Origin of the sequence: Marinilabilia sp., from assembly GCF_016278715.1 — a bacterium.
Taxonomy (GTDB): domain Bacteria; phylum Bacteroidota; class Bacteroidia; order Bacteroidales; family Marinilabiliaceae; genus Marinilabilia.
Genome location: NZ_JADQBH010000316.1, coordinates 1 through 12,379 on the forward strand (window position 1 = coordinate 1; position 12,379 = coordinate 12,379).

General features: G+C 42.7%; 7 protein-coding genes. All 7 read right to left on the reverse strand.

The annotated features are described in order from the left end of the window. The coding region (locus QZZ43_RS19125) for a TIM-barrel domain-containing protein (protein ID WP_291862669.1) at positions 1 to 1,499 on the reverse strand (1,499 nt) is incomplete at its 3' end. 44 nt (positions 1,500 to 1,543) lie between these two features. Next, positions 1,544 to 3,472, reverse strand: coding sequence for a hypothetical protein (locus QZZ43_RS19130; RefSeq protein WP_291862671.1), 1,929 nt, complete (start codon positions 3,470 to 3,472; stop codon positions 1,544 to 1,546). 64 nt (positions 3,473 to 3,536) lie between these two features. Beyond that, positions 3,537 to 4,529 (reverse strand): SusF/SusE family outer membrane protein, encoded by a 993-nt coding sequence (locus QZZ43_RS19135; protein ID WP_291862674.1) that lies wholly within the window; start codon positions 4,527 to 4,529, stop codon positions 3,537 to 3,539. Between the two features lie 260 nt (positions 4,530 to 4,789). After that, positions 4,790 to 6,553 (reverse strand): glycoside hydrolase family 66 protein, encoded by a 1,764-nt coding sequence (locus QZZ43_RS19140; RefSeq protein WP_291862677.1) that lies wholly within the window; start codon positions 6,551 to 6,553, stop codon positions 4,790 to 4,792. Between the two features lie 72 nt (positions 6,554 to 6,625). Continuing rightward, on the reverse strand, positions 6,626 to 8,089 hold the full coding sequence (locus QZZ43_RS19145) for a SusF/SusE family outer membrane protein (protein ID WP_291862679.1): 1,464 nt from the start codon (positions 8,087 to 8,089) through the stop codon (positions 6,626 to 6,628). Positions 8,090 to 8,173: 84 nt separating this feature from the next. Next, positions 8,174 to 9,646 carry a RagB/SusD family nutrient uptake outer membrane protein gene (locus tag QZZ43_RS19150; protein WP_291862682.1) on the reverse strand — a complete coding sequence of 491 codons (1,473 nt, stop codon included), beginning with the start codon at positions 9,644 to 9,646 and terminating at the stop codon, positions 8,174 to 8,176. Between the two features lie 19 nt (positions 9,647 to 9,665). Continuing rightward, positions 9,666 to 12,379, reverse strand: a 2,714-nt coding sequence (locus tag QZZ43_RS19155; protein WP_291862685.1) for a TonB-dependent receptor, incomplete at its 5' end; no start/stop codon positions are given.

The following is a 12,379-nucleotide window of genomic DNA, read 5'->3' on the forward strand; positions in this document are numbered from 1 at the left end:
TGCTCTTCCGATCTTGTCACTTCATAACCGTTGCCTGCATCTCCAGACCAGCCAAAAGTATAGCGTTGCATTCCCGCAAAAGCAGCACGGGTCATCTGAAAAATTCGGGTGTTGGGATTCCGCTTTTCGAACTGTTCGGTAACCACTTTATCCCAGGTTAATCCGTAAACATTATGGATTTCATCATGCATGCCGTCGTAGTGCTTCATATTCAGACGATCGGTACTTTCCTCGTTACTCCAGGCGGGTTCCCCCATGTCTGTCCAAAAACCTCTCACACCATCGTCAATGACTTTCTGTTGATAAGCTCCCCACCAATCGGCCACTTCAGGGTTTGTAAAGTCCACAACTCCGCAATTCCCACCCCATGGCCATGGCATATCATAGGATTTCCCGGTACGCACATCAGTAGCAAAATATCCCAGGGAATCAGCTTCAATCCATTGTTTCTTATTTGCTTGTGAGACTACCGGATCCTGGGAAACAATTACCTTAAAACCGTCCTCCTCAAGGTCAGACAGCATTATTTCAGGGTCATCATAATTCCCCTCCCGCCATTCAAAATTCTGCAGGTGTTGCGTCCAGCCAATGTCCTGATAAATTATGTCGCAAGGGATATTTCTTTGCCGGAAACCAGATGCAATATCACGTGTAAGTTGCTCATTGGTGAGCATACCTCGGCTCTGAGAAAACCCCAGTCCCCACTTAGGGGGCATAATAGGTTTTCCGGTCAGTTCGGTATAGCGGGCAATGATCTCTTTGTAAGTTGGCCCGAAAAGAAAATAATAAATCATCTCTCCGCCGGGAGTTCCAAATGTGAAAGCTGCTTCCTGCTCTTCTCCAAAATCATAGGTGGTTTTGTAAGTATTGTCGAAGAATATTCCGTAACCGTAGTTACTCATAAAGAATGGAATACTTTTATAGAGCGGGTCTTCATTAATTCCATAACAGGGTTTATCACTATTCCACATTTTAAAGGAACGCCCACGTCGGTTCAGAGGCCCTGTTTTTTCTCCAAGACCGTAAATATTTTCATCCGGACGCATGGTTTTTGTTACGGTCATCCCATCCTTACCGGTCTCAAATCCACGATCCTGATAGTCTTCAAGCAATAGCTTCTGATACTTGTCGAAAAAACGAATTTGAAATGGAGCTTTATTGATTCTTATTATCAAATTGCCGGTATAAATCTCATATCCCTGTGGTGTTTCTGACACATTCACATCCCCCTGAGGTTCATTGGGAAGCACTGCATAAGATGCATTGTTGCGCTTGAAAGTTCCTTCCGGATCAATCCAGACCTTTACTATACCCTGACTGTAAAGTTCCATTTGCATTTTTGTGCTATCCGTAAAAGAAAACTCCACCCTGTGGTCTTTTACTTCATATCCGTATACTTCTCCCGGTTTTTCATCTATTGCAAAAGCAATTCTCCCAAAGGATGAACCGCATAAGAATAGAACCAGAAGAATTAACTTTTTAAAAAAAATTCTTTGCATAGTAGATTTTGTTTTTGATTCGTGTTTCGCAGACATCCTATTTCTCAGTACAACATCACTTTGTGGTTCTCCTCTTTAGTGCTGTCAAATATCTTTACCAGAATATATCCAAAGCTCCTAAACTGACGAACATCAATGGTTAGTTTGGAACAAACATTCTCTGCGTTATACAATTCCTTTCCCGACGGACTAAAAACCGAAACTCTTGAAGCATTCATGTTCCCAGGATCAATCGTCAGCATTTCAGAAGCAGGATTCGGAGAAACTCTTGTTGAGAGCGGTTCAGCTAAGAAAACAGAATTTGCAACGTCTGCAACGATAGAATATTCCAGAGAGTTATCGTCAAATACAATATTGTAAGCACCGGCATCATAAATAGTAAAACTAATATTGGAACCTCCTCCGGTTGTTTCCGAAAGGATACCTGATAAACCAGTTGCATCTCCCCAATCCTTTCCGGACCAGTCTTCTGAGTTGGCAAACTTCATTTCATAGCTTCCTTCATCCAGATAAAGATTAGAATACTCCCAAATTTCATTCACCCGTGTCATTGGCATTGTTGGAAGACTCCACCCATTAAATGATCCCCCGATGTACATGTTTTGATTGACAGGGGTTATTGCACCCAAATCACTCAAGTCAAAGGGTGTTGCACTCAACCTCAAAAGACGGCATCCGTGAGGCGGAATTTCACCGGAAAAAGAAGTCATAGCGCCCAGATTAGTGCGCATCCATAAATCTCTCACGTAATATTCTCCGGTCAGACCAATGGCAGAAAAATCCAACGAACGGGTTTCCACCCTATCTTCACGGTTAAAAAAGCCAATTACGTAATCACCTCCCGACATCTGACCAACCCAGATTTGACTTTCGACATTTAGCGGGTCATGCGACAAAGGTTTTCCTACAAAACCATCACTGTTAAGTTCAAATACTTCCTGATTTTGTAATAGATGAATGCTTTGCTGAATATCTTCAATTTCATACTCGGTCAGAGCAATGGCCCCGCCGGCAATCAGATTGAGAGACAATACCGATTTCTTTTCCTCATCATTATCATAAGACGACAACCAAATGAAATCACCATCAAGTATCATTTCGTTTCTTGATGCATCGAAGCCGGAAATGTCAGACCAATACACCAGTCCGTCGAACGTATTCCAGTATTGCGACCAGATATCATGTTTAATACCCCTGTCAGTTTCACTAAAGCGATACCATGTTCCTTCGCAGGCATCCTCGTTGACACGAATCATGCTTCCCGGTGCAAACTGGCGTTCATTAGCTCCATGATTATACAAGTGAGGCATCACAAGACTTAATTGAATATCATTTACATCGCAGTAGTGGTTTAGCCAGCTGAGAGCGGTTTGATAATCTGCAACCGGACGTCCGTGCTCATGGGTTAGGTCTGCTGTTTTGTCAATGCCATCCTCATACCAGGAAAGAAAATCAACTCTCAGATAATCCACGCCAAAAGATTTGTAGAATTCAATATACCGCCTGACATAGTCCTCTGCCCCGGGGGCATCCACCTGCAGCCAGTTAAACCAGGTGGCATTTTCATAGGTGTCATACAGATGTGAGGTATTTTGAATGAGTTCATTTATCCACAACGGATTTTCATACAATCCAAGTTTAACGCCTTTCTGTTGTGCATAACCTGCCCAATACGAAAAATCATAATTCCATTCGGAATGATGTTTTATTCTGAATCCATCACTGTTTCTGATATCTTCGCCCCATCCATCGGTACAAATCATATCAAATCCCAAAGGAGCCAGATGTTCTGAAATGTAATCTATATTGTGTTGCCAGCGGCTTTCATCCATAGGCAGAGTTGTTGGCTGATTTTGATTGACAGTATACAGATAGGCATAAGCACTGAAATACATCGGTGCCTTTTGCCTTTGAGCAAAAGCAGTAACTGTAAGAAAACTGAGAAACAGAGCCAATAAAAAATGAAGTCGCATAGCAGGAGTTCGAAGTAAATTTAGAGTAAGCAAGGCCCGGTATTGGGGCCTTGCTGATTATTTATTAATTTTTCACAAATTTAAAAACGCGGTTACCTGCCTCTTCAGATTTGATTTTCAGGATATACATACCTGCCTGAAAACCGGCTACATCAATGGATGAACCATTTGAACAACCTGTTTTAACCGGATTTCCGGAAATATTGTAAATCACATAATCATATCCACTCAGACCGGATGTCATCAGTTTATTATTCGTTTTGTCCAGAAAAAGATTGACTTCCGATATTTTTACCAAACCAACAGAAGTTGCAGATGCCTTTTCAATATCAATTGTTTGAGCTTCCAGATTAACCGTAACATTATATTCTCCGGCCGAAGCAGCATCGATAACCCACTTATTATCAACCCCTGAACCGGACTCCAGAACTTCATAAGACGTATTGCTCAAATCCTGCCCCATCGTTAATGGATGAATCCAGTCCCAGCCATCATCAAAGGTCTTGGCGGTTCCTATTTTAAATTCACCTTCGGAGAGTGTGCCTGTCCATGTAAAAATTACCGGATTGGAAGGGTCTACTGTCATATTCGGGACTAAACCCATATCCCATCCTGCGGATAAAGAACCGCCAATCAAAAATAAATTAGGATAATAATCCAGGGAAACGATATTTATGGTTGCTGCATCCAAATCAACCGTTATGGAATAACTTCCTTTTTCAGTGACTTCCCACTTATTGTCCGGGCCATCACATCCGGTTGTAACGATATAATCTGTTGCACTTAGTGACTGATTAGGCACAGCAGAATTTAGCCAATTTCCTACACACCAGTCAGCAGCTTCGGTATGAATTTTAAAATTCCCTGCTTTTAAAACGCTCTCATAGGTAAAAACATTTGGGTTGGATGGATCCTGAGTCATTGGATCACCCTCCGGCATCAAACCAACAGGAGTTGCATTATCAACCATTCCCATATATGAGTATTGCGCAGATGCAGTAAACACAGAAAACAGTCCTGAGATTAATAAGGCCAGAATAATTGTAGATTTTTTCATAACTAAAAGTGTTTAGTAAGACATTAGATAGTTAACATAAAGGTTTCATTTTAAACACACCATGCTCATTAAGCCACACTTAGGACTTTTACATGAATGAGTTTGGCAATTAAGATGCTTTTTAGTTCGGGCTAATAAATGGTAAAAAAAAAGAAGAACACATGAGCAAATACAGGGACCAATTTCTACAACCGAAAGACACCAAGCTTCTCAATCCGGCTTCAGCATTGCGCCTGTAAAACTCATATCATGTGAGGAAGTTATTCCATAACAACCATACCCCAGTATTGCATTTTAGGAATAGTTACAGTTACATAGTTTCCAGACTGTTCAAAATCTAAAGAGTGCATAACCCCTCCATTGAAATCGGGAGAAGCAAACCAAACTTTACTGATGACCTTGTCTGTATGCACCTCAACCCTGAGATCTTTTACCTCATCGGGATACTTCTGATTTCCGCTGTTGTCGCGCCATAAAAGAGAATTTGAATTGGTAAAGTTTAAAAGATGCATTACCTGCTTTCCCTCAACAAGTTTTCCAATTGCAGCAATTTTACCTGTTTGAGGTGGCCAGCTATTGATGCTTCTTTGTCCGTCTAATGAATTCAGTTCCGGACTATTGAACTCCCCGCCACCTCTAAGCAGGTTTTGATAAGCTACCAGAAAATCATAATAGTTAACAATGCCATCCTTTAGGTCGGTACGCATAAGTAAGTTATTGTTGGGGAAATACTCATTAGCAAGCATATGCTCACCCAACTCAAGATGTGAACCACCAAAAGCAAATATTACCGCATCGGCCAATAATACAGCAGGAGTATTAAAATAACCAGCCGAATGAGACAAATCATAGTTCATGTAAGCTGCCAGCACGGTGTTTCTGGACTCACCACCCATGCGGTAATTGTCCAGGATAACCTGCGAAAGCGCCTCAAAGCTATTGTACGACCATATCTCGGAATACGCAAAATCAACTCCGGAATCCATAATTTCCTGCTGTCCGTATTGATCAACAGCATTGAGAGCCATTTTTTTATCAGGGAAACGGGTTTTCAAATTACTCATGAATAATTGATATCCGGAGGGTAAATCAACCCGGTTTCCATCATAATCATAAACATCACCACGGTTTCCCAACTGATCCACATGCCATCCGTCAAAATCAAGATGTTCATAAACCTGAGCTGTCTTTTCAAAAATATAATCCTGCCAGTTGGCATCATGCGGATTGGCAAGCAAAATATCACTCATAGCCCAGCTTTCGTCCAGGTCGTGTTTATTGATGTATTGATGATTCTGATCACTAAAGAGCATCCAGCGGGTGGAAACGCCATCGCTTTCATAATCATCCCAGGCACCAAACAGAAGATTGTATTCCATAGATGCCATATTCAGACTTTTGGCATTCTTAATGTAAGTATCAACTGTATTGAAAGCGACTTCCCGTTTGGCAATATCCAGCCAGGTGGCAGCCGGTTCATTGCCATTCATTTTCAAAGGCCAGTGGTGTTTATTCAACCAGTCGTAATATTGTATCCCGTTAATGTGGCAGCGATTAAGAAAAGACAATGTCTTATCCACATCGTCCTGAGTTACCTCAGAAGAAAATTCTGACAAAAATCCATATCGTGGAAACACAGTCCAGTCTGAAGATGCATCCACAGCAACACTACCATAAACAACCTCTTCACCATCGACTTCCTCATAAACATCAACCATATATCCTTTGAAGTCTTCATTAGGAAGGTTCCATCTCCAGCTATCTGCTGAAAAGGTTTCTTCACTAATTGTTTCACCCAAATGACGATAACGAACTTTTACATCGCCGGAAAGCATTTTATCGGAGGTAATGGTCACCTCTTCTCCCGGGTTGTAACGAGCTTTGTCAGTGGTCAGAACCACCGTCCCATTACTCCCGGAACCATTGTTGTCGGGCGGTGTGTTGTTGCCGTCATCATCCTTCTCACATGCTGACAAAAACAATGTAAAAATTAAGAGGATGTATAATGATAGTATTTGCTTCATATCTATTTTATTATTGACATAATTCAATCAGGAACCTGCACTTTCAGCACAGGTCCTGATTGACTATGAATGCTATTGTTTCTGGATGTCAATGGTCAAATCCTGAACATTCAGGGTGAGAATATAATCACCCTCTTCTCCTGCAGGAATGGTCCATTTGTTGTCATCATCTTCTCCTCCGATATGACGGTACATTTTCGTGGCATCAGAAGGATCACGCATGTACATATCCTGTCCCCAATCGGAGTTTTGGTTCACCGGGAACTTAAACTCTCCGGCATTCATCGGCCCTTCGTAGGTAAAAATATACCAGTTGTCGGGATCCTGAGTCAATTCGGTTGCATTACCAATATCCCAACCACTGGGACCTGCCGAACCTACCATGTAGAGATTGAAAGGCTCTATTGAAATGGAATTGTCCGAAAGATCGAGGGTAATGTAATAGTAGTTTTCGCTTTCGATCACCCACTTGTAGTCACCATCGGTTCCTCCCTCATGCAGAAAAGCCTTAGTGGGGTCATCCGGTTCCGGCATAAACATATCCTGTCCCCAGTCGGAATTACGGTTTACAGGAATTTTAAACTCGCCAGTTGTCAAAACACCTTCCCAGGTAAACTGGAACAAATTATCGGGATTTTGTGTCATTTCAACTGCATTGGCAATATCCCAGCCGTTGGGGGTGGCATCTCCTACCATATATAATACCTCGTATGCAGGCCCCTCCTGCTTTTCGATGGAGATGGTCAGGTCAACCAGATTAAGCTCAATGGCGTATATTCCACCCTCTTCAATCAGGAACTTATCATCAGGCTGTGTATCTTCCGTGCGGAAAACCAATGTATTGTCATCAGCACCTTTATTATAGGAAGGCATAAACTGGCCTTGCTCGGTAATAAATTTCAATTCTCCGGCAGATAATGCCCCGCTGTAAGTGAAAGAAGTTGGGTCAGAAGCCTTCTGGGTCAATGGGGTTGCTTCATCCGCACTCCAACCATTGGGTGTTGCATCTCCAATAAGGTAAAGCGTCTCTGATACAGGCTTATAGGTAAATGCAATTAAAGTTGAAGTGGCTTGTTGGGCTTCAACACCCTCTGCTGCAACGCTTGCTGTAATACGAACTTCAATTTCGGCATCAGTATTTCCTGATACTCCGAGTTGATTCATCAGCATTGTATTTAATTCCTTATGAGTAAAACTCTTTTGGTAAATTCCTTTACCCATATTGTAACTTATTGCAGAGGCAAAATCATTTCCGGCACGATCAATTTCCAGTGTATAGGAAATGGAACTTCCCGTACCCATGTTGGTTCCGGTTGTCCAGATAAACTTTATCGCTTCTGAATCTGCCTGCTTCTGTGTCAGAGTGACCTCGCTGTTCGAAACACTTAAAGAAACAGGTTCTCCCATTGCGATCTCCACTTCGTCATAATCATCGGAACAACTTTCCACCGACCAGGCCATCAGAATGGCCAACAGGAAAAACGGAAGTCTGTAAAGACTTTTCTTCCAATTTGAATCTATATTTTTTGTTTGCATGATTTTTCGTTTTTGGTAATTGTTGGTTTTTTAATAGTGATAAAGAAACATGCCTTTTTTACAAAGACTATCTCATTCTCACGATTAATAACCTGTATTTTGTTCCAGGTTGGGATTGGCATCTATTTCTTTCTGTGGTATTGGCAATAACAAGTGCTTTTCTGAAGCATTTACCCTGCCAATGGAATGAAGGAAATCGAGTCCCCACTGTCCGCCCTCTACACGAATAATGTCAAACCAACGCTGGCCTTCAAAGGCAAGCTCCATCCTTCTCTCATGCAAAACTTTTGCTCTGAAGGCTTCTTTGGTAAGACCCGATTCAACATCAGGAAGGCCGGCACGATTTCGCACTTCATTAAGAGGAGTTTCTGCATCGGCAGTTTGTCCCAACTCGTTCAAAGCTTCTGCTTTCATCAGCAATACATCAGCATAGCGCAAAACAGGGAAGTTCAAAGGACTGTTGTCATAAGCATCAGCAATTGATTTTGAAACCAAAAATTTCCGCAGATTATAACCCGTTACCGAATAGGCCGGATCGTATTGCATCCCGTCGAAGTCAGGACCTCCATCATACAAAACAGTAACATCTTTACGTAAATCACCATCTTCGTAGGAATTGACAAACTCTTCGGTAGGTTGATTCCAGCCCCATCCGCCGGCAACCATGTTGGAATTACGAGGTCCGGTAAAGGTACTGAGCCATGAGGCCTGGTTTTCGTTATCCCAAAAGCCTTCACCTGCACCACCGACATATTGTACTTCAAATAAGGATTCTTTTGAGTTCTCGGTAGATACCTGAAAGTTGTCGCCATAGTTATCGTTCAACTCGTAACCCAGTGTGGCCACCTCATCAGCTAAATCAACTACTTTTTGCCACTCTCCGCGGGCAAGATAAACTTTTGCCAGCAAGCCGGCAGCAGCGCCACGGGTTGCACGTCCCTGGTCGGCCTCAGAGTATTCCGATTTGACAGGCAAAAAGGTCTTTGCATCAGTAAGATCGGCAATAATTTGCTGATAAACTTCCTCCTTATTTGTTCTGGAAGGACGCAGGTCATCCCCTGGCTCCTGTGGTTCCAGTATTAATGGAACATCACCAAAAAACCGAACCATAATAAAGTAATAATGTGCCCTGAGAAATTTTGCTTCCCCAAGAATGCGCTCTTTCAAATCTTCATCAATGTCCATTCCAGGAACATTTTCAATGACCACATTACTCCTTAGAATACCGGGAGCCGGTCCGCGAAAGAGGTCCAAAACACCGGGATTATCGGTTGTCGTCACAAAATTGGCAAGATCCTGAGTCTCACGACCGTCATCGCCACCTCCGGCACCTACTATGCTGTTACCGGCCATGATATCGGTGGTCCACATGCGCATGTTGTACAATTTGGGCCACTGTAACGGCTGATATGCTCCGTTAATGGCATAAATTGCATCTTGCTCTGTTTCAAAAAAGTTCTCGGTATTAATGGAATCCAGGGGTGCTTTGATCAGGAAATCCTCACCACAGGCAGTCATCCCCAGCACTATGAATATTATAATTATATATCGTTTCATTTCAATTTTCTTTAGTCGGTTAGAAAGTAATGTTTACACCCAGACTCAGGGTACGTGTCACGGGGTACAAGCCGTTATCAATACCATTTGCACCTACCTCGGGATCTACCCCGTCATAGTTTGTAAATGTATAAATGTTCGCCCCTGAGAAATAGACTCTGGCCTGTTGCATTCCTGCTCTTTCAATCCAGCGTTCGGGAAGGTTATACCCAAATACAATGTTCTTAATCCGCAGGTAAGAACCATCTTCAATCCATCGGTCAGATGCCCTGGTGTTTTTATTGGGATCGTTGAAAACGGCACGGGGCATATCGGTCATGTCTCCCTCCTGTTGCCAGCGATCGAGCGTGGCAGTTGTTTGATTCACAGCCACAGCCATCCCTTCACTCCAGATGCGGTTGGCATTTAAAATTTCATTTCCCTTTACTCCCTGAAGGAAAATCGACAAGTCGAATCCTCTCCAGGTAAATTTATTGTTCATTGAGAAAATCAAATCAGGACTTGGATTACCAAGATAGGTACGATCTGCATCGTTGATTACTCCGTCACTGTTCAAATCTCTGTACCGGATATCTCCTGCCGATGTACGGCTGTAGGGATCATTTCCGGGAATCTGTACAGCATGGTTTTCAACCTCCTGCTGATTTTGAAAAAGACCATCGGATACATATCCGTAAAATTCATTCACTGCGTGCCCTTCAGCAATTCTGGATGGTTGGAAGTCAAATCCCAGGTTCCCGGTGGCCATTGGGACAGAGTCATTCAGACTGGTCACCTTGTTTTCGTTGAAGGATATATTAAAATCCGTGTCCCAGGAAAAATCGCCTTCAATGTTTCTGGAACTGACAGACAATTCAATACCTCGGTTTTCCATTTCACCTGCATTGATTGAAGGCACATATATATCAGAATATCCGGTAGAAATAGGCACCGACATAGGCACCAACATGTCACTGGTGTTTTTCTGATATGCGTCAACGGTAATATTTAAACGTTGAGCAAGAAATGTTGCATCAAAACCAATGTTGATTTGTTCCTGTGATTCCCACTGCACAATCGGATTTGGCATCACAATGGGAACAACTGCAGGCACCACTGAATTATTGAAGTTGTATTTAATAATACTCAGATTGGATGCAAAAGCATAGTTTCCAATTTCCTGGTTACCGGTATAACCAATACCAGCACGCAATTTTAAATCATCCACAAAATCAACATTATTGAAGAAGTTTTCTTCCGAAATACGCCAGGCAACAGACCCTGATGGGAAAATCCCCCACTTATTTCCGGAACCAAAGCGTGAGGAACCGTCACGACGTACTGTAGCTGTAACCAGATATTTTTCACTAAAATCGTAATTAACACGTCCCATATACGACATTAGTGACCATTCAGAAGCATTTCCGCCTATCTCCTGCTCATCGTTTCCACTATCCAGCTGCTGTGTTTTATCACTGGCAAACTCTTTAATTGAACCATTCATGAAATCAAAGCGATTTTCCTGGGCACTTGTACCCAGCATTACGGTCAAATCATGAACGCTGTTAAATGTCTTCTTGTAAGTCAGAATATTGTCCCACAACCATGTGATGCTTCTGTTGGAAGACTGATAGAGATAAGAATCGGGCTCGGGAGTAGGCTCCCAATCATAGGCCGGAGACCAGGTACGATCGTACCAGAAATTAGCTTCCAGTCCACCGGTTGATTTGAATTTCAGACCGTCCAGAATATCAATTTCAGCAAAAACAGAACCTATGACATTGTAACCTTTAGTGGTGTTATCGATTACCGAAGCAGAACCTACCGGATTCCGGATGTCTCCGACCCATTCGGGACGTCCTACCGGTCCGGCATAAGTACCATCTTCGTTGTAAACAGGCTGTGTGGGTAATGCTCTTAGCGTTGAACCGACATCGTAGGCTCCACTATATTTTTTGTCGTGTGTGAGAGTGAGTGAGTTGCCAAATTTTACCTTATCAAATACTTTTGAATCGGAGTTAAACTGAAGATTAAAGCGCTTAAATCCGGTATTCATCACAATTCCTTCCTGATCCAGAATGCTTCCGGAAACATAGTAGGATGTTTTTTCACTACCTCCGGAGTAAGACACGGACATATCATGCATGGGAGCAATACTAAACAGTTGATCCTGCCAGTCGGTTCCCACACCCAAAGATGCCGGGTCACTGAAAGCCGGATTTTGCTCTCTTCCTGCATTTGCCATCATTTCATTGTGCATGGTTGCAAATTGGGAAGCATTCAACATATCAAGGTTATTGGTGGCCTCCTGAGTACTGTAGGAATATCTTACATTGATATTACTTTGCCCGCTGGTACCTCTTTTAGTTGTTATAATTACCACACCATTGGCGCCCCTGGAACCATAAATTGCAGTTGCCGAAGCGTCTTTCAGGATTTGAATCGACTTAATATTATCTTTATTCAAAAGGTTCAGCCCTGATTTGGTTGGCACTCCGTCAATAACCAACAGAGGATTATTGTCATTTATGGTCCCTAATCCACGAATACGAATGGTGGCATCGCTACCGGGAGCACCTGTGGAAATCACCTGAACACCTGCAGCTTTTCCCTGCAGTGCATCACTTACACTGGGGACAGCCAGGGAGGCTATTTCCTCATCACTCACTGATGACACCGAACCGGTAAGATCCCTTTTCTGCTGGGTACCGTAACCCACAACTATAACTTCATCCAGGCCGAGTACCGCTTCCT

What these genes read in the sequence shown, in the direction of transcription:
- QZZ43_RS19130 (WP_291862671.1), bottom strand. Translation starts at nt 3,472, where the DNA reads ATGCGACTTCATTTTTTATTGGCTCTGTTTCTCAGTTTTCTTACAGTT.
- QZZ43_RS19135 (WP_291862674.1), bottom strand. Translation starts at nt 4,529, where the DNA reads ATGAAAAAATCTACAATTATTCTGGCCTTATTAATCTCAGGACTGTTT.
- QZZ43_RS19140 (WP_291862677.1), bottom strand. Translation starts at nt 6,553, where the DNA reads ATGAAGCAAATACTATCATTATACATCCTCTTAATTTTTACATTGTTT.
- QZZ43_RS19145 (WP_291862679.1), bottom strand. Translation starts at nt 8,089, where the DNA reads ATGCAAACAAAAAATATAGATTCAAATTGGAAGAAAAGTCTTTACAGA.
- QZZ43_RS19150 (WP_291862682.1), bottom strand. Translation starts at nt 9,646, where the DNA reads ATGAAACGATATATAATTATAATATTCATAGTGCTGGGGATGACTGCC.